This is a genomic window from Roseimicrobium sp. ORNL1, assembly GCF_011044495.1.
Lineage (GTDB): Bacteria > Verrucomicrobiota > Verrucomicrobiia > Verrucomicrobiales > Verrucomicrobiaceae > Roseimicrobium.
Genome location: NZ_CP049143.1, coordinates 1,994,372 through 2,013,339, shown reverse-complemented (window position 1 = coordinate 2,013,339; position 18,968 = coordinate 1,994,372). Strand labels below are relative to the sequence as shown.

Sequence of the window (18,968 nt, the reverse complement as noted above, 5' to 3'; positions counted from 1 at the left end):
TCGTGTTGCTCACCCCAGCCCGCTGCCGCGGGAATCCCTCGGCACCCTTACGCCGGCACACCCACCACACCACCGGGGAGGCCACCTTCCGACTCGTCTTCAGACTTGGCGGGGGTGCGTTCCGGGGTAGCCTTCGGCACAGGCGGAGGCGTGGGCGGCTTGGGAGATTGCGGCGGATGCAGGATGCGCCCGTGCTCCATGATCTCCTTGATGTGGGAACCATCAAGGGTCTCGTACTCGAGCAGCGCCAGGGCGATGGCATCCAGCTTGTCCTTGTGGGTCACGATGATTTTCGTGGCCTTGTCGTAGGCTTCGTCGATAAGGCGTTTCACCTCCTCGTCGATGATCTGCGCTGTGGCTTCGCTGTAGTTGCGGTTGCGGGCGAGATCGCGGGCCAGGAAGACCTGCCCCTCCTGCTCGCCGTACTCGACCATGCCGAGCTTCTCACTCATGCCCCAAGCGCACACCATGCTGCGGGCGATGCCTGTAGCCGAGCGGATGTCACCCATGGCGCCATTCGTCACGTTGCCGAACTGAATTTCCTCAGCCACGCGGCCACCCATGGCCACCACGAGATTGTCGAGCAGCTCGTTCTTGCGGTGGTTGAACTTGTCTTGCTCCGGCAGCCACATGGTGGAGCCGAGCGAGGGACCACGCGGAATGATAGTGACCTTGTGCAGCGGATCGGTGTGCTCCAGCAGCTCGATGAGGATGGCATGGCCCGCCTCATGGTAGGCCGTGTTCTCCTTCTCCTTGTCCGTCAGGGCCAGGCTGCGGCGCTCACGGCCCCAGCGCACCTTGTCACGGGCTTCCTCCAGCTCGGGCGTGCCGATGGCCTTCAGGTTGCGGCGGGCGGCCAGCAGGGCGGCTTCGTTGATCACGTTCGCGAGTTCAGCGCCGGAGAATCCGGGGGTACCGCGGGAAATCTTGCTGAGATCCGCGTCTTCACTGAGCTTCACCTTCTTCGCATGCACGCGCAGGATTTCCTCGCGGCCCTTCACGTCTGGCAGGCTCACCATGACCTGGCGGTCAAAGCGGCCGGGACGCAGCAGCGCGGGGTCAAGCACATCGGGACGGTTCGTCGCCGCGATGATGATGACGCCTTCCTGAGTGTCGAAGCCGTCCATCTCCACGAGCATGGCATTCAGCGTCTGCTCGCGTTCGTCGTGACCACCGCCGAGACCATGGCCACGATGGCGGCCCACGGCGTCGATTTCGTCGATGAAGATCAAGCACGGGGCATTCTTCTTGCCCTGCTCGAACATGTCACGCACGCGGCTCGCGCCCACGCCCACGAACATTTCCACGAAGTCGGAACCGCTGATGCTGAAGAAAGGCACGTCCGCCTCGCCGGCGATGGCCTTGGCGAGGAGGGTCTTGCCGGTGCCGGGTGAGCCCACCATGAGCACGCCCTTGGGGATCTTGCCACCCAGGCGCTGGAACTTCTTCGGATCCTTTAGGAACTCCACAAGCTCCCACACTTCTTCCTTCGCCTCATCGCAGCCGGCGACGTCCTTGAAGGTGATGCGGTTGCGGTCCTGGTTGAGCAGTTTGGCGCGGCTCTTGCCGAAGCTGAGCGCTCCGCGGCCCGCCATCTTCATCTGCTGACGAATCAACAGGAACAGGCCCACCAGCACCAGAAGCGGCAGCAGGGTGAACAGGAAGGTGCCCATGTGGCTGGTATCATGCCTCGGCGTGATCACCAGATCTGTCGCGGTCGATTCGGGCTTGCCCGCTTCCTTGTCAGCCTTGCGCTTCTCCGCGTTTTGCGCGTTCACCTCGGCGACGAGCTTCGCGAGCTGATCCTTCTGAAACTCCACATTCACCGGGGTCTTGAACTGGGCCTCGGTGGGGGCCTTCTCAGGAGCCACGGGATCCTTGAGGTAGTACCCTTCCAGGTACTCTTCTCCGGTGCTCGGATCATTTACCAGGTAAAGCGGCTTGTCCTTGGTGCTGATGATTTTTCCATCAAGAGCGAGCTGCTGAAACTCCGGGAAGTTCTTCTTGGGGCCGCCCTGCATCATGCCTCCCTTATCGGAATTCAGGATGAAGGCCCAGGCGATGATAAGGCCTGAGGCAACCAGCAGAATCAGACCCTTCCAGTTGAACTGGGGCTCGGGCGTCTTGCGGTTGTTATTGCGCTGCTGGTTAGGTTCGTCTTCGAACATGAGTTTCTGGGAAAAAACGATTCAACTGGGATGATACACCCCCAAACGGGTGTGGCAAAGGAAAGTGGCAGGGGTAAAAATTCGGGCTCCTCGGAAATTGCAGGTTCACCCGCATGGAACGTTACGCATCACGAAGGCGGCGTGGACTCCTTGGGAACACCGGAACTTGCAGTTGTGACTTCACGGCGCGCGCCTACGGTGCCAAAGTATTTATTTCATGCCCCCTCCCCCCGTCGAGCCCTCGCTCCCCACCCAGCGCCCCCGTCCGGTGAGGCCTGTTCGCGGGTCAGCACTGGGCGGGCGCATGCCGTGGTGGCGGCGCACCCTGCGAAAGCTTCAGGGCCTGCCGGTGGACTCCACCTCCCACACCATGCTGCCGGTGCTCATGGAGGTCTTCGCCGGCTTCTCCAAGATCGACGGCTCGATCATGGAGGAGGAAATCGACTCCAGCCTGGGGTTCATGCGGTATGACTATCCGGAGGCCATCTACTCCGAACTGCGGCGCATCTACTTCGAGGCGCTGCAGAAGCCGCAGGACCTGAGTGCCCGTGCCCGCGAACTGAGCCGCACACTGTCCATCGAGCAGAAGATCCTGCTCGGAGTGCAGCTCTACCTGCTCATCTCCCGCTCGGACAATTCCCGCCAGCAGCTCGTCGAGTTCTACCTTTTCATGACAAACCTGGGCATCGCCGCCCAGGCCATCGACATCGTCTACCAGCTCAACGCAGACGACAAACCTTCCGAGGAGACCGATTTCTCCGGCAAGGCCGGACAGCCGCTGGAAATGCTCCGCATCGCCTCCGAGGAGCCCTGCGATGTGCTGCTGCGCTCCTTGAGCAGCAACTGCTCCGTGGCGGCCTTCCGCTACCAGAACCTCATGCTGCTGAAGAATACCGGCACGGTACCCGTGCTGGTACGCAGCCGCACCCTGAAGCCGGGAGATTTCTCCCGCCTCTACCAGGGCGAGCGCGTGGTGCTGGAGGACATCTCGCTCGATTACGCGGACCTCACCGGCTACTTCAACGCCAAGAAAAACCTCACCGGCACGCAGCTCTACCTGACGCTGACGGAAGAAGGCAGCGCGGAAATCTCCCAGACGCGCAATCGCAATACGAACCTGCGCATCAGCTTCGGCCTCGGTGTGACCATCGAGGCCCTGCGCGACACGGATGCGAAGATCAACGGCCGCCGCCTCAAGGAAGGCACGAAGATCGATGCCTCCATCGAGGACAAGATCATTGCGAAGGGCGAGGTGGAAATCTCGCTTCAGGAACTCCGCCGCCGCGCGCGTGAGTTCGGCGAGCAGTTCCGCCTGGAAGGCAGCCGCAACACCTACCTCGTCTCCAACAATCCCGACCTGCTGGAGGAAGGCGACATCCTCCTCTCCCAGGATGGCGAGGGCGAAATCCTGCTGAAGATCGTCTGCGACTACGAGGAGAAGACCGGCTCCCTGGAGATCCTCCGCTCAGACCGGCCCATCTATGTGGGCAACACGGTCATCAAGGAGCGTGCACGACTCAATGATGGCGACACGCTAACGCTGGGTGAAGGCCAGTACCTGCGCTGCCACTTCGCGGATCGCATCATCGAGGAGGAGCGCAACGTCATCCGCCATGTCGAGCTCCGTGAAGTGGGTCACCGCTACGGTGGGCAGGGCTCCGCGCTGGATGGCATCAGCCTCTCGGTGCGCCGTGGGGAAATGATCTGTGTCATGGGCCCCAGCGGCTGCGGCAAAAGTACGCTGCTGCGCGTGCTCGGCGGCCAGCTCAAGCCCAAGGTGGGTGACATCATGATGAATGGCTTCCCGCTGTACGGCAGCCTTCCGAATCTCACTCCCTACATCGCCTACATCCCGCAGGAGGATGCTTTCGACGCACTGCTGAAGGTGCAGGAGAACCTGGACTACTCTGTAGCCGTGCGCTGCCCGCACCTTCCGGCGGAAGAGCGCCGCAAGCGCGTGGACGCCAAGCTCGTCGAACTCGGCCTCAACGAACTGCGCCACCGCCTCGCCGGCACCCCCGAGCAGAAGCACCTGAGCGGCGGCGAACGCAAGCGACTGAACGCGGGCCTCGACATGATCGGCATCGCCGACGTGTACCTATTCGATGAGCCCACCTCGGGCCTTTCCTCGAAGGACTCCGAGCATGTGCTGGAGCTCATCCGCTCACTCGCTCGCAACAAGATCGTGATGTGCTCGATCCACCAGCCGAGCATGAAGCTGCTGCAAATGTTCGACAAGGCGCTGCTGCTGGACAAGGGCGGCAAGATGGCCTTCTTCGGCACACCCCAGGGCATGCTGGAGTATTTCTGGGGCGCCTATTGTGAAGAAACCGGCCAGGCCGGAAACGGCAGCCGCATGGGTGGCGACCTCGCGTTGCCGGACATCGTCACTCCGGACCTGGTATTCGACGTGCTCGAAACGCCGCTGCGAGACATCAGTGGTGACATCATCCACGAGCAGACGTCTGACGGCCACCTCGTGCCGGCCAGGCGTTTCCCGCCAAACTTCTGGCGTGACCGCTTCCAGACACACGTGCTGCTTCGCAGTGTATCCCAGCAGGAGACCCGGCGTGATCACGACCACAGCCGGCATGACTCGCTCTCCGGCCATCGCAAGATACCCAAGCCCCCGCGCCTGACGCTGCGGGAGGAGGGCCTGCTGCTGGCCACGATGATCAAGCGCGCCTTCCTGAGCAAGCTGCGTAACCGCGCCAACCTGCTCACCACCCTGCTGGAGGCGCCCATGCTCGCCGTGCTCATCTCCATGGTGCTGCGGTATTCGGAGGATGACTCGTACACCTTCGCCAGCGCCTTCCACATTCCCAGCTACCTCTTCCTCACGCTGGTGGTGGCCATGTTCCTGGGACTCACGAACAGCGCGGATGAAGTCATCCGCGACCGGCACATGCTGAATCGAGAGCGCAATCACAACCTGCGCATCGGCTACTACGTCACGGGGAAGATCCTGTCCCTCTCCGCCTTCGCCCTCATCCAGTGCGTGATCTACCTGATCATTGGAAATGCGATCCTGGAGCTGAGGGAGATGTTCCTCGTTCACCTGTTCTGGATGTTCCTGACGTCGCTCTCCGGCGCAGTTCTGGGACTCCTGGTGTCCACGCTGGTGCATGACATCCGCACCGCACTGAACATCATTCCCCTGATGCTCATTCCGCAGATCATCCTCGGTGGTGCGTTGATCAAATACGAGGAGATGAATCGCAACCTCGACTTCGTGTACTCCATCCGCCACTGGGTGGAAAAGAAGGAGGGCGCGGAGGCTGAGCCTGCCAGCAAGCTCAAGGTGCCCTTCATCTGCCACTTCATGCCGCTGCGCTGGAGCTATGAGAGCGCCATCATCTCCCAGGCCAAACTGAATCCCCTCTCCGTCGCGCAGGCGCAACTGGAGGATCGCATCCAGGAGTTCGCGAACCTGCCGCGGCACATCCCGCTTACCGAAAAACAGCGCAAGGACATGGACCTCGCCAAGCAGGCGCTCGCCGTGGTGTCCGGACTGAGCGGAGAAGACGCCAACGTGGTGGGCGAGCGCCTCGCGCTCATTCGCAAAGGTCTGCAATCCGGCCGTCTCGATCCGTCTCTGCTCGAAGCCCGCTCCAAAAAGGGCGTGAGCGCGGATGAGATCTACGTGAACCAGAAGGTGCTCGACCTCGTGAACAAGGCCGAGATGGAGCGCGAAGACTACCGCCGCAAGGAGAGCCCAAATGTCTTCTTCGGCACCGTGAAGACCTACCACCCGTTTGGCAAACCGGACGACTCGGCAGCCCCACAAACCGAGCTCACCCGCGACACTCCCGCACTCAAGAAACCCTGGTACGAGGAGTTTAAAATCAGCACGCTCTGGATGAACTTCTTCGTGATCATGTTCGGCCTCGCCGTGGTGGTCACCTTCCTGATGTTCGCGCTGAAGCGGCAGTTGTCGAAGGTGTAGGGGAAGGTGTGTCGTTCACCGAAGAAATTTTCTTCAGCTGCTTTTTAGGAAGGTCTGACTCAACCCGGAGTTCACTTTGGCATAAGTCTTCACCATAAAAGGTGAGAAACTTCCACTGGTTACGGGTAAGGGCCCCGACCAAATCGTCGCCCTCTTCTGTCGCACGTGAGATGACCGAGCATTTCTCAGTCGCGAAGCGACGACCGTGTCTTAGCCCGGCCTTTCAAGGCCGGGTAGGCACGTGCGACAATCGTGTCGCGAAGCGACACCCGAACCGCCTGTTCATCCCATCCACGTCTTCAATCCCAAAGATGACCCTCATCAAAATCGATTTCATTCTTCACGAGGAACTCCACAAACTCCTCCTTGAACGTCTTCTTGCGATGGTGCGCCCGCTGATTCTTGATGTACTTGAACACCGCAGGAATCCCGGACTGCGCGACCGAAAACGCGCCAAATCCATCCTGCCATCGGAATGCCCGCAACTTGGGAAACGTCTCGTGAATCCATTTTGAGGACGATCCTTTGATAAGCTGGACGGCTTTGCTTGTGTCCAGATTGGCAGGCAACCGAAGCAGCGCGTGAACATGGTCGTCACAGCCGCCGACGCAAATCGGAGTCATGCGTTTCTGACGCGCAATTCCGGCCATGTATTCCCAAACTCGCTGCTCGATATCCTGTGTGATCCAGGGAACCCGCTCTTTGGTGCTCCAGATGACGTGGACATTGAGATTGTGGAACGTGGTGGCCATGGGTGTGGCAGAGGGTTCGGGTGTCGCTTCGCGACACGACCTACACCTCCACCTACCCGGCCTTGAAAGGCCGGGCTAAGACACGGTCGTCGCTTCGCGACTTCATACTTGCACCACGAGGAGCGCAATTCAACCATGAATGGAAAAACCACCACATGTAGAACAGGTGTCACCTATGTTCTGACTGCACACTGCCAGGCCACCCACCGTCCTACCGCTTACTGTCGCACCGTCGCACCTGCGGCCGCGCTCCCCTCCGCCACCTTCTTCCCACCATCCCCGCCAACACGCATGCGCTGGAAGGGTGGGCTTTGGATGACACCCATCATGACGTCCTGGAACTTGTAGCCGCTGCCGGACACTTGCTTCACGATCTCCTTCACGAACGGCTTATCCGGATAATCCAGACCACGGCCGAGGGCATAGGTGAGCATGTTTTCCGTGAGGCACTTGGTGAACTCATTCTTGCGAGCGTCCACCAGCACCTTGCGCAATTCCTTGGCGCCATTGAAGGCCTGACCGGTGAGGAGCTTGCCGGTGGCATCAATCGGCTGGCGGTTGTCCGTGTCGCGCCAGCGGCCGATGGCATCGTAGTTCTCAAGCGCGAAGCCCATGGGATCCAGGAAGGCATGGCAGCTCGCGCAGCTCGGATTGGCGCGGTGGCCTTCGAAGCGCTGGCGCAGCGTGCCTTCTACTTTGCGTCCCCGATCTTCGCCGAACGCCGGCACATTCTGCGGCGCGGGCGGCGGAGGCGTCCCGAGGATGTTCTCCAGCACGAACTGCCCACGCTTCACCGGGGATGTGCGATTCGGGTGCGAGGTCAGCGTGAGCACACTGCCGTGCGTGAGGATGCCGCCACGCGGAGTCCCTTCGAGCGAGACCTTGCGGAAGTCCTTCCCCTTCACACCCTGGATGCCGTAGAAACGCGCGAGCTTCTCATTCAGGAACGTGTAGTCGCTGTCGAGGAACTCCAGCACGCTGCGATTCTCGCGGAAGATGTGGTCGAAGTACGTGAGCGACTCACGCTTCATCTCACCACCGATGCCTCCCTCGAACTCGGGGAAGAGGCGGCGGTTCGGCGCGACGAGATCAATGTTACGAAGTTGCAGCCACTGGCCGGCGAAGTTCTCCGCCATGGCATAGGCCTTCCAGTCACCAACCATGCGGGTAACCTGCGCCGGCAGATTCTTCCTGAGTTCACCACTCCGGGCGAGGCGCAGCAGTTCTTCATCCGGGCAGCTCGACCAGAGGAAATAGGAAAGCCGCGAAGCCAGCGTGAACTCATCCACCGGTGCGCTGCCATTCTCAGCCGCACCCATGGGTTCGGCGCCACCACGGAAGAGGAACTTCGGTGAGCACAGCAGTGCCTCGGTCACCAGCTTCAGCGCATCGATGGCGTCTCCACCATCGGCGAAGACCATGTCTGCCATCGTGTTGAGCTTGGTGACGTCCGCCTCCTCCAAGGGACGGCGGAAGATGCGAAGGCCGAGCGCACTGATCCACTTGCGAACCGTTTCACGGTTCGCCACCATCATCTTGTCCGCCGCTGTTTCCAGCACGACCTCCTGCACCACGGCATTGCGATCCTTGCCGGCACCACCGTAGAAGTCATTCAGGAACTCAATGCGGAGATCGTACGTGCCCTTCTTCAAGACAGATTCGAACACCCACTCCTCGGACTCGTGGGTGTCTTTCACGGTGATCTCACGCACGCCGAAGTCCACGTCACCCAGGTTCACTTTGAGCTTGGCCTTCTCAGGTCCGGCCTGATCGGCACTCACCCGCAGTCGTAGCTTGTACGTGCCGTTCTCGAGAATCTCCACCGGACGGTGGGCGAATCCATTCCCGCTCAAGTACAGCGTGGCGCTGTCTCCACCCACGCCCGGACCATTCGCATTGAAATCCGTCCCACGCAGGATCAAGCTTTTACCCTGCAGACGCTGCCCTTCACACAGCCAATCCAGAAACTTGGACTGCTCGCCAGTGAGGAAGCGGAGGGGACCACGCAGATCAAGGCTGTCGAAGAAGACATTGCGATCCTTGCGCTTCGGATCCGGCTCCTTCTCCTCGAAGTGGTCATTCAGGAACCGCACCGCCACCTTACGCTGTCCCTTTTCCAGAGGCAGATCGAAATGAAAGGTCTGCCACTTCTTGCTGTCGCTGGCATCGTTCCAGTCGGCAGTGATTTCGAACAGGCTTACTTCCTTGTCATCCACCACCAGGGCAATCTTCGCCTTCTCAGCCCCCGCCTGGGACGCCGACACTCTCAAGGAAGCACGGAAGATCCCTGCCGTGGGCATCTCCACCTTCGTCACGATGTCTCCATTGCTGAAGATGCTGCGGGTCTGGTCTTCCAGACGATCGCTGATCTCATTCGGATCTTCGAACTTCGCCGCGCCCAGTTCGCGCACTACCTGCGTGGCGGGCTTCGTCCAGATGGAATCTTCCCCCACCTTCTTCGCTGCCTTCATGTACTTCTCCATGAGCAGCGGCGAGAGGCTCAGCACATCGCCGATGTTGTCATAGCCGTAGCCGGTGTCATCGGGCGGGAAGGCGGTCGCGGGACGCGAGTCCACGCGGAAGATGTCGCGGATGGTGTTGTTGTACTCCACGCGATTCAGACGGCGCAGCGTGATGTGCCCGGGATCAGGGCGCTTGGGATCCACCCAGAAGACGTCGTCCTCGATCCACTTGAGGATGACATCCCGCTGCTCGTTCGTGGGCTGCTCCTTGTTTTCCGGGGGCATCACGTGGGTGTCCACATGCTCGCGCACATTGTCCCAGAACTTCTTGTCCCCCATCATCACCTTGAACTCGGCATGCTTGTCCAGGGCGAAGTTGCCCTTGTCCATGCCATCGCCGTGGCAGTCGTAGCAGAACTGCTGCAGCACCGGCAGCACCTGCTTCTCATAGTGTTCCTTCCCGTGCTCGGACAGGACCTGCCCCTTCGCTTGAGGCTGCGCTTGGGCTGGCGCCGGAGCCGGTGCTTGTGCCATGAGAGACGCGCACCAGACCGGGGACAGGCTGGCAGTCACAAAGAGCAGGGAGACGGAACGGAACTTCGGCATGAGGCAATCGCGGAGGCTGGGGGCGGGCACGTGAGGGGAGCGGCGACCACCATGCAGCATCTCCGCCTCCGGAACACGCTCAGCACGAAGCATTCCTCGGAGACGAAAGAGGCGCGGCAAAAAACCGCGCCCGCTGCCGCACGGCAGGCATGACGGGGTCACGCGCAAGCGCAACACCGTCACCATGAGTACGCTCCAAAGTGCCCCAAATTTTCCGAAAAGCCACTCCAGCTCAGGCTTTTTGCTTCTTGGTTTCCGCCTCGCGGGCCGTCTTCCAATCCTTGAACGCTCCTGCGGCCGCTTCCTGCCCGACTTGCACGCCTTCCACCTCACGGGTCATCTTCCACTCCTTGTAGCGGTTGAGTTCCGATTCGAGGAGCTTCAGGCAAAAGGCAAGCACGGCTGCGTCATCCACAAAGCCCAGCCCCGGGATGATGTCCGGGATGGCGTCGATGGGACTGAGCACGTACACCAGCGCGAGCGCTCCCGCGCCGATGGCCCAGTACGGCACCTCACGGTAGGCACCGGTGAAGTAGTCTTTGATCAAGGAAAGCAGAAGGCGTCCGCTTTCCAGCACCTTCTTGAAGGCTCGCTGACCGGCCATCTTCTTGTCGATGTCCTCCTCCTTGCCCACCACCCTGGCAATGTTGTCCTCGTGCTCGCGTGATTCGTCGTGGGGAGATTTTGAAAAATGGGACATGGTGTTGTGTTGTTGAAATACGAATGCAGGACGCGGCGGTGAACGGTGAATTTTACCACATCACGTCACAGAGGATTGGATTTCTGAGGGACCAAAGTGTTGGATAATCGCCCATGTCTGAAAATGCTGCCTGCCGACTGCGAGTGCTCGAAGTGGATCTCCGCGTGCATCCGATGCGCACGCGGTTCCCATTTCGCTATGGCATCGCCTCCATGACGGCGGTGCCACACCTCTTTGTGAAGGTGGAAATCGACGTGGATGGCAAAGCGGCGACCGGCATCGCGAGCGATGGACTGCCGCCGAAGTGGTTCACGAAAAATCCGCAAAGCTCCATGGAGCAGGATCTGGCGGAGATGATTGCCGTGATCCAGCACGCAGCCAAGGTCGCGCAGCGGTACAATGCCTCTCCGCTGACCTACATGGACCTGTGGCAGCAGCTCAAGGAGGATCAGGCCCACTGGGCGGCGCAACAGAACCATCCGCCCCTGCTGTGGAATTTTGGCATCAGCCTTGTGGAGCGCGCCACGCTGTACGCGCTTTGCCAGGCCACCGGCATGCCGCTGCATCGCCTGGTGAAATCCGAAGAACTGGGCGTGGACCTCGGTGAGGCGCATCCTGCGTTGGAGGGCATCCGTCCCGCCGACTACCTGCCGGAGTCTCCCCTGCCCTCCGTCCGCGTGCGTCACACCGTGGGGCTTGCGGATCCCATCCGTGTGGAAGACATCCCTACCGGAGAGCGCCTGCTCGACGGACTGCCCCAGGCACTGGAGGAATGCATTCCCGCCTACGGCCTGCGGTGTTTCAAAATCAAGTTCGGCGCAGACCTCGACTCGGATCGCACGAGGCTGCGCGCCATCTCGGAAACCCTCACCTCGCTCTGCCCGGAGGACTGGCAGGTCACCTTGGACGGAAATGAGTTCTTCCACGACATGGCCGCCTTCCGTTCCTACTTCGAGGAATTGCAACGGGATGCCTCGCTACACCCCATCCTGGAGCGCATGCTCTGGGTGGAGCAGCCGATGCACCGGGATCAGGCGCTCGATGATGCCGTGGGCATCACCCTGCGCGACTGGAAGGACGCGCCCACACTCATCATCGACGAGAGCGATGGCTCCCTCGGCGACGCCTACCGCGCGCTGACACTCGGCTACGCCGGCACCAGCCACAAGAACTGCAAAGGCGTGCTGAAAGGGCTGGCGAATGCGGGCTTCATCCACCGGCATCGCCTGGAGCATCCGGGGGAGAAGTTTGTCATCTCCGGCGAGGATCTCGTGAATGTGGGTCCCATCGCCCTGCTGCAGGATCTGGCCGTACAGGCCCTGCTGGGCGTACCCCATGTGGAGCGTAACGGGCACCACTACTTCCGAGGGCTGAGCATGTACCCGCCGGAGATTTCCCGGCAGACAGCCGAGGCGCATCCGGACCTGTATGCCACTCGCCCCGATGGACTCACGGCCCTGCAAATCACCGGGGGAGAACTGTCCGTGCGCACGGTGAATGAAGCCCCCTTCGGCAGCAAGGTGGTGCCGGATCTGTCCGGCTTCCCCACGCTCAAGGAGTGGATTTACCAGGGCGGCTTGCAGGCCCTGACCCAGGACTGAGCAGGACGGAGCAAGAAAAACCGCGCCCGTAGAGCGCGTTTCCTGCTACACTCCCCTTCTCATGCGGCTCTTCATTTTACCCGCCCTGTGGCTGGCCCTCTGCCCGCTGCTGCTCTCCGGCAAGGACCAGCCGGAGGTGACCAAGACGTCGCCCCCCAGTGTCTCCGCGCTCACGCAGGCGTCGCGGCCCTCGATCGTCACGGTTACCCAGTATGGCCGCGGCGGCGGGCAGGATGCGTTGGGCACGGGCTTCGTCATCGACAAGGATGGCCTCATCGTCACCAATCTCCACGTCATCGGCAATGCCCGCCGGCTGGAAGTGGAACTGAGCGATGGCACCAAGCATGAAGTCACCGAGGTGCATGCCACGGACGCGGATCTGGATCTCGCCGTGCTGCGCATTTCCAAGAAGGATCTCCAGCCGTTGACGCTTGGTGATTCGGACAAGGTCGAGCAGGGGCAGGATGTGGTGGCGATTGGCCACCCGCAGGGATTGCAGTTCAGCGTGGTGGAAGGCGTAGTCTCCGCCGTGCGTGAAGTCGAAGGGCATCCCATGATTCAGGTCGCCATTCCCATTGAGGAAGGCAACAGCGGCGGTCCCCTGATGGACCGCGAGGGTCGTGTGCAGGGGGTGCTCACCTTGAAGAGTGCGGTGACGAATAACCTCGGCTTCGCGCGCCCCATCAATGCGCTGCGCCCTCTGCTGGAGAAGCCGAATCCCGTGCCCATGAAGCGCTGGCTCACCATCGGCCGTCTCGATCCGCGTGCGTGGGAGCCGCTGTTCAACGGCCGCTGGACGCAGCATGCCGGTGTGATTCATGCCAATGAACAAGGCCAGGGCCTGGGCATGCGCACCGTGTGCCTGAACAAGGAAGAGACACCCGGGCTGCCCTTCGAAGTGAGCGTCATGGTGAAGCTCGATGAGGAATCCGGCGCGGCAGGTCTCGCCTTCTGCTCGGACGGCAAGGACCAGCACTACGGCTTCTATCCCAGCGCAGGCAAGATGCGCCTCACACGATTCAATGGACCGGATGTCTTCTCCTGGACCGTACTCGCGGAAGTATCCACGCCCGCCTATCAGCAGGGCACCTGGAACCGCCTTCGCGTGCGCGTGGACGAGGCGAAGATCCAGTGCTACGTGAACGACACGCTCGTGACGGAAGTGGAGGATGCCGAGTTGCGTGGCGGCGCGGTGGGGCTGTGCAAATTCCGTGTGCCGGCAGCGCAGTTCAAACGCTTCCACCTGGGAGAGACCGCGCCGCAGAAGGCCGTGCCCTCGCAACTCGCCAAGGAACTCGAAACTGAGCTCGACCAGTATCTCGGCAATACGGTGCAGCGGGACAGCACCATGAAGAAACTGCTCACCGAGCCAGTTGCGGCGAGGCACCTTTTGGAATCGCGCGCCAAGGAATTGGAGAAGCAGGTGGCCAGCCTGCGGGAACTGCAAAAGGAGATGCACCGTGAGTCCATCGGTCAGGAGATCTCCACCCTGCTCCGCCGCCCCGGTGACCAGACGGAACTGCTGAAGGCCGCGCTGCTCGTGGCACGCTATGACAATCCAGATGTTGAAATCGAACCGTATCTTCGCGGCATTGAACGCATGGTGGAGGAGTTGAAGGGCGATCCCGCCATCAAATCCAAGTCAACGTCACGCGCGGCGAATCGCCTGGTGGACTATCTCTTCAAGGAAAACGGTTTCCACGGCACCCGCAACGATACCATTGACGATCCCTCCAACAGCTATCTCAACGAAGTGCTGGATGATCGTGAAGGCATCCCGCTCACGCTCTCCATCGTGTACCTGGAACTCGCACGCCGTTTGGGATTGCCAGAGATCCATGGTGTCTCCCTTCCCGGCCGCTTCATGGTGGCATATGAGGAAAGCATTCCCGAGGTGGAGAACAAGGATAAAGAGAAGGGCAAGGAGAAGGAAGCTGTGAAGAAGAAGGAGGAAGGCGCTGCAGCCACAGCTTCCACTTCTGCTGCGGTCAAGGAAGTGAAGCGGCAGGTGTATCTGGACCTTTTCGAGGGTGGCAAGACACTCACTTCCGTGGAAGCCGAGCAGTTCATCGAGCAATCCACCGGCACCGAAGTGCTGGACGAACATCGCGCCCCCGCCACGTCGCGCGCCATCATCCTGCGCCTGCTACACAATCTCACGAGCTACGCCAAGAAACCGGAACTGGCCATGCCTTACCTGGACCTCATCATTACCGTCGAGCCCGAGTCCCACGGTGATCGCCTGCAGCGCTCCCTCATCCGTGCCCGCATGGGTGACCGCGAGGGTGCGCGTGCTGACTTGAAGCATCTGCTGGATGCCGAGCCCGAGGGCTATGACCTTGGCAAGATCAGTGCGCTGTATGAGTCGCTCTAGTCCCTAGTGCGCCGCGACAGCCTTCTTGTCGGTGTGCATGGCTGCTGCGCCCTGATAGGTGAGCCGGTCAATCCACGCGAGGGCCAGCGCCGAGAAGAGGAACGTGGCGTGAATCGCCACCTGCCAGAGAAGGACATGATTCGACATGTCGATGGCTGCGGCCACGGTTTCCGGCTGGAACTCCGTTTTGACATTGAGATCAAAGGTCGTGTCCTGCTTGAACTGCGTGCCCACGTGGATGAAGCTCTTCAACAAGTGAATGGATGAAATCCCGATGAGCGCCATGGCCAGCTTCACCTTCAGGATGCCGGCGTTCACGTGCGAGAGCCACTCCGGCTGGTCCGGGTGCCCCTTCAGCTCAAGCCGTGACACGAAGGTCTCATAACCACCGATGATCACCATGATGAGCAGGTTCGCGATCATCACCACATCGATGAGGCCCAGCACGCTGAGCATGATCTTCTCCTCGGTGATGCCGGGAACCTCATGCAGCAGGTGGTACAGCTCCACCATGAAGTGCCAGACATAAGCGCCCTGGGCGACAATCAATCCAAAGTACAGCGGCGCCTGCAGCCAGCGGCTGAGGAAGATCATACTGCTCAGAGTGCGGCGAAATCTCGGTTGGGGATCCGGTGCAGGCATAGGGGTGCGCCGTTTTCATGAACGCACGCGCGCCGTTCGTCAAATGGCGGAATGCGCATGCGGTGCATCAGTTGCAACGAGGGATCATTTTTTCACAGGGAACGTCAGAACCGTGTTCCGAAACGTCTCGTGAGACGAGCTGCGCGTACATGCGCCATGACAGTCTTCAGCACACCACCTTGCTCGCAGCGCCTTGGAGTGCGGTGCGGAGCACCGCTTTTGCAAGCGTGTAGAATCCCGAAAACACCCCTGATTCCAGCAGAGGAATTTCGCCCGAGTTCTGATATGATATGATATGCACTAACCGCCTGTCTCGCAGCAGGTCCTCCGGCCCGAAACTCCCTGCCAAAGCGGTGCTCCGCACCGCACTCCAAGGCGCTTCGCACAAGGTGGAACACAACACTCCAGATGCAAAGCGCGTCGAGCTGTTCTCGTCACGAGACGACTCGTTTTCTGATGCGAAGAGACGTGCCGAATCGCCTCCCTCACATCTTCCGCCGCCCACTCAGCGCATGATGCAGCGTCATCTCATCCACATGATCCAATCCGCCTCCCGCAGGCATGCCTTGGGCCAGGCGGGTGACGGACACGCCAGTCTCACGCAAGACCTCAGCCACATAACCGGAAGTCGCCTCGCCTTCCACATCCGCACCGAGCGCGAGAATCACCTCCTCCGGATGCTGCTCCTTCACGCGGTGCACCAGTTCACCAATGCGCAGATCCGAGGGACCAATGTTATCCAGTGGCGAGAGCTTCCCGCCGAGCACGTGATACAAACCGGAGTACGCACCACTCCGCTCCAGCCGCAGCACATCCGCCGCCTGCTCCACCACGCACAGCAGCTTGGGTTGCCGCCTCGCGCCGTGGCACAGCGGGCACTCACCCTCCTTCTCCATGTAGAAGCCACACTCGGGGCACATGGCCACACGCTCACGCAGCCCAGCCAAGGCCGACTCCAACTCTGCCACCCGCACATGCCCCCGCCCCAGCAGCCACAACGTCATGCGTTCCGCACTCCGCGCGCCAATGCCCGGCAGCGACTTCATCTGCAGGATGAGTTCGCGGATGGGTGCGGGGTAATCGAGGGACATGCGTGGAAGTGAAGGGTCAACGGTCAGGAGTCAACAGTCAAGGCAGGGAGAGCCGCAGATCGCACGAAGAGGGAAGCGCCGCAAGAGAACGCCAAACTCGCAGGACGAGATAGAATGACAAACTGACCGCCTGCCAACAACCGAAGCAATTTTCAGAGGACAGGAGAGACCACGTCTTGATATTGGTTTTGTCCTCATGCTGGAAAACTCCATCCTTCTCCTTCTCTGCTATGGCTGGCTATACCTCAGCGTGCTGGTGCATGCATTGATGCGCACGACGGCCGGCCGGCTTCTAGGATTCAAAGTGTACCGGGGGTGGGTGGGAAGCGGCGAATGGCGATGGAAGACCTCCATCGCAGGAGCGCCCTGGTATTTTGGTCCCTTCCCCTTCGGGGAATACACCCTCCTGCACCCAGAAGAGATGTCTGGACTCCGGTGGAGAGGCGCCTTGATGACGCTGGTCGTTCTCGCAGTCGACCTGGCCATGATGTGGGCCTTGGTGCAGTTCTGGCCCAGAATCGAGATTTACTTCTCATGGGAGAAAGAAGGCCCGGTATCCGCGTTCCTGGTCTTCACGCTGTCCATCCGGGGTTTCGATGTACTCGTCCATCTCCTTCCTGCGCAAATCCGCGTCGATGGCCTGACATATCCCACGGATGGAAGCCTGCTACTGGAGTACATCAGCGGGAAATACGCCGAGTCGTGGGGCCCGAAATTTGTGTTCCGGGAGACGTATCAGAGATGTGCGAAGCGCTACGACCCCGACTTCAGCTACAGAGCATCGTGGATTTGGAAGACTACCCAGGAAGAGAGGACACTCTTTGGGGAAGCAAACATCGCGGTGGCGGCGGGCAACCACAAAGCACTGATCGAGAAATATCAAATTCTGCTACAGAACCCCAAACTGGTGGGCGGCGAGCGCGCCTTTCTTCTTGATAGCATGGCTTGCACGGCCATGATGGAGGACTGTGATGTCGTACCGAGCAGAGCACTCGAATGGGCACGAGAAGCGCAGGCGCTGGTGCCACAGATCCGCACTGTGCGTGGCACCTTGGGAACAGCACTCGTACAGACCGGAGTTTACGCCGAAGCGATTGAGCTACTGACCCCGCTGACCACACCGGACAATGACGAGACGGACCGTGTCATCTCATCCCTCTTCCTTGCCAAGGCGTGCGATCGACAGGGAGATGCGTGTCAGGCCGCCCTGTGGTTGTCCCATGCTGGCAAACCAGAAGCCTTTGAAAAGCTCCGCAGCCGTATCATGGCCGAACTCTCGCCAGAAACGATGGCCCGGCTTACCTAGCTGCACAGCATAACATCTGCGATTTGACGATGATCGGAATCGCCTTGTTTACACGATATTGAGTGCGACAAATCTGACTACCACCGGCGCCTCCCGATGTCAGCCTTCCTGTCAAAGCTGTTCTTTTACTATGCCTGGCTGCATTTGAGCACCCTGGTGCATGAGCTGGCGCATGCGATGGTGGGCCAATGGGTCGGCTTCGCACCCAAGAGAATACAAGTCGGCACTGGACCCGGCTCGTTCAAATTCACCGTGCGAGGATTGGAATGCGACTTTCGCCTCATGCCGTGGGGAGGCATTGCAGTGCCAAGTCGCATACCTTACCAGGGCTTGAGCTGGCGTGGTGCCCTGATGATAGCCGCGGGCCCTGTCGCGGACCTCTGCATGCTCGGGCTGCTCATATCCTTCTGGCCGCTCCTGAAGCCGGACAATCTTGGAGGCACACTTGCTGCCTACAAGGCCATTGAATTCCTGATCATGATGCAGATTGTGTTTTTCCTGTATTCGGTGGTTCCCCATGACGCCACCATCGAGGGACGCTTGCATCCCAATGACGGCAAGCAGTTCATCGCCTACGTCACCGGCAAACAAACCCGGGCACTGAGGGATGCACTCACGACGCATGAACCCTACAAAGCAGCCGTCGCCCGCTACACACCAGATTTTGAGTTTGAAGACTTCTGGCTGATGAACGCGAGCCCTGAAGAATTGGAACTCCTGGGCGATGCTGAGAATGACCTGATCCGGTCCCGTTTCGAAGATGCCATCAGCAAATTCGAGCGTCTGCTTTCAAATCCAAAGCTGCGTGGTGGTGAGCGCGCCTGCATTCTGGACTCCCTGGCAAGCATCCCTGTGATGCATGGACATGAGAACTCCCTGGACAAGGCACTGGGCTGGATCCGGGAGGCGCAGTCGCTGGCGCCTCACTCCGTGACTCTTCGAGGCAGCCTGGGAGGAGCTCTGGTACAGACAGGCTCCTATGCGGAAGCCATAAAAATCCTCACTCCTCTCACCACGCCGGAGAATGAAAAGGTGGATAAGACAGTCTCGGCTCTCTTCCTCGCAAAAGCCTGGGACAAGCAGGGCGATGCTGCACAAGCCGCACAATGGCTGGCCAAGGCCACCGAACTTGGCGACTACGACGATCTTCGCAATCGCATCGCGGCAGAGCTTTCACCCGAAGCCCAACGCCAGTCTCCGCCTACGAGTTCTTCTCAAGGGTAGTCGAGGGCTGCAAGGGAGGAACAAGGAAACGATGGCCGCAAAAAAACGCAAATGAGCGGAACCTCAACAGCCCTTGGTCAGAACTAACAAGCATCG

General features: G+C 60.4%; 11 protein-coding genes. 5 read left to right on the top strand and 6 right to left on the bottom strand.

Going from position 1 to position 18,968, the window contains the following annotated elements:
- Window positions 1-47: 47 nt before the first annotated feature.
- Entirely contained in the window at window positions 48-2,168 is a 2,121-nt protein-coding gene (ftsH, locus tag G5S37_RS08105; RefSeq protein WP_165202552.1) for an ATP-dependent zinc metalloprotease FtsH, read from the bottom strand.
- Window positions 2,169-2,385: 217 nt separating this feature from the next.
- Between ftsH and G5S37_RS08100 the strand changes: the two genes are divergently transcribed.
- Window positions 2,386-6,114, top strand: coding sequence for an ATP-binding cassette domain-containing protein (locus G5S37_RS08100; RefSeq protein WP_165202550.1), 3,729 nt, complete (start codon window positions 2,386-2,388; stop codon window positions 6,112-6,114).
- Window positions 6,115-6,413: 299 nt separating this feature from the next.
- On the opposite strand, the gene tnpA is transcribed toward G5S37_RS08100, so the two are convergent.
- The 3 genes from tnpA to G5S37_RS08085 all read right to left on the bottom strand — a co-directional run bounded on the left by tnpA (window position 6,414) and on the right by G5S37_RS08085 (window position 10,634).
- Entirely contained in the window at window positions 6,414-6,866 is a 453-nt protein-coding gene (gene tnpA, locus G5S37_RS08095) for an IS200/IS605 family transposase (RefSeq protein ID WP_165202548.1), read from the bottom strand.
- 218 nt (window positions 6,867-7,084) lie between these two features.
- Window positions 7,085-10,027, bottom strand: a complete 2,943-nt coding sequence (locus G5S37_RS08090) for a DUF1592 domain-containing protein (protein WP_165202546.1) — start codon at window positions 10,025-10,027, stop codon at window positions 7,085-7,087.
- A 139-nt stretch (window positions 10,028-10,166) separates the two neighbouring features.
- A complete protein-coding gene (locus tag G5S37_RS08085) occupies window positions 10,167-10,634 on the bottom strand; it encodes a YkvA family protein (RefSeq protein ID WP_165202544.1) in 468 nt (155 codons plus the stop codon).
- A gap of 113 nt (window positions 10,635-10,747) precedes the next feature.
- Between G5S37_RS08085 and G5S37_RS08080 the strand changes: the two genes are divergently transcribed.
- Window positions 10,748-12,235, top strand: a complete 1,488-nt coding sequence (locus G5S37_RS08080) for a hypothetical protein (RefSeq protein WP_165202542.1) — start codon at window positions 10,748-10,750, stop codon at window positions 12,233-12,235.
- Between the two features lie 61 nt (window positions 12,236-12,296).
- Window positions 12,297-14,609: a trypsin-like peptidase domain-containing protein gene (locus G5S37_RS08075; RefSeq protein WP_165202540.1), complete on the top strand. Its 2,313-nt coding sequence runs from the start codon at window positions 12,297-12,299 to the stop codon at window positions 14,607-14,609.
- Between the two features lie 3 nt (window positions 14,610-14,612).
- Here G5S37_RS08075 and G5S37_RS08070 read toward each other — a convergent pair whose 3' ends face one another.
- Window positions 14,613-15,251 carry a TIGR00645 family protein gene (locus tag G5S37_RS08070; RefSeq protein ID WP_165202538.1) on the bottom strand — a complete coding sequence of 213 codons (639 nt, stop codon included), beginning with the start codon at window positions 15,249-15,251 and terminating at the stop codon, window positions 14,613-14,615.
- Between the two features lie 485 nt (window positions 15,252-15,736).
- Window positions 15,737-16,342 carry a recombination mediator RecR gene (gene recR / locus G5S37_RS08065; RefSeq protein WP_165202536.1) on the bottom strand — a complete coding sequence of 202 codons (606 nt, stop codon included), beginning with the start codon at window positions 16,340-16,342 and terminating at the stop codon, window positions 15,737-15,739.
- A gap of 196 nt (window positions 16,343-16,538) precedes the next feature.
- Here recR and G5S37_RS08060 point away from each other — a divergent pair, with 196 nt between their 5' ends.
- Both G5S37_RS08060 and G5S37_RS08055 read left to right on the top strand, forming a co-directional pair.
- Window positions 16,539-17,648: a hypothetical protein gene (locus G5S37_RS08060; RefSeq protein ID WP_165202534.1), complete on the top strand. Its 1,110-nt coding sequence runs from the start codon at window positions 16,539-16,541 to the stop codon at window positions 17,646-17,648.
- Window positions 17,649-17,744: 96 nt separating this feature from the next.
- Window positions 17,745-18,872, top strand: a complete 1,128-nt coding sequence (locus tag G5S37_RS08055; protein ID WP_165202532.1) for a site-2 protease family protein — start codon at window positions 17,745-17,747, stop codon at window positions 18,870-18,872.
- Window positions 18,873-18,968: the final 96 nt, after the last annotated feature.

Excerpts from the sequence above, each read along its gene's own strand:
- ftsH (WP_165202552.1), bottom strand. The coding sequence starts at position 2,168 with ATGTTCGAAGACGAACCTAACCAGCAGCGCAATAACAACCGCAAGACG.
- G5S37_RS08100 (WP_165202550.1), top strand. The coding sequence starts at position 2,386 with ATGCCCCCTCCCCCCGTCGAGCCCTCGCTCCCCACCCAGCGCCCCCGT.
- tnpA (WP_165202548.1), bottom strand. The coding sequence starts at position 6,866 with ATGGCCACCACGTTCCACAATCTCAATGTCCACGTCATCTGGAGCACC.
- G5S37_RS08090 (WP_165202546.1), bottom strand. The coding sequence starts at position 10,027 with ATGCTTCGTGCTGAGCGTGTTCCGGAGGCGGAGATGCTGCATGGTGGT.
- G5S37_RS08085 (WP_165202544.1), bottom strand. The coding sequence starts at position 10,634 with ATGTCCCATTTTTCAAAATCTCCCCACGACGAATCACGCGAGCACGAG.
- G5S37_RS08080 (WP_165202542.1), top strand. The coding sequence starts at position 10,748 with ATGTCTGAAAATGCTGCCTGCCGACTGCGAGTGCTCGAAGTGGATCTC.
- G5S37_RS08075 (WP_165202540.1), top strand. The coding sequence starts at position 12,297 with ATGCGGCTCTTCATTTTACCCGCCCTGTGGCTGGCCCTCTGCCCGCTG.
- G5S37_RS08070 (WP_165202538.1), bottom strand. The coding sequence starts at position 15,251 with ATGCCTGCACCGGATCCCCAACCGAGATTTCGCCGCACTCTGAGCAGT.
- recR (WP_165202536.1), bottom strand. The coding sequence starts at position 16,342 with ATGTCCCTCGATTACCCCGCACCCATCCGCGAACTCATCCTGCAGATG.
- G5S37_RS08060 (WP_165202534.1), top strand. The coding sequence starts at position 16,539 with ATGCTGGAAAACTCCATCCTTCTCCTTCTCTGCTATGGCTGGCTATAC.
- G5S37_RS08055 (WP_165202532.1), top strand. The coding sequence starts at position 17,745 with ATGTCAGCCTTCCTGTCAAAGCTGTTCTTTTACTATGCCTGGCTGCAT.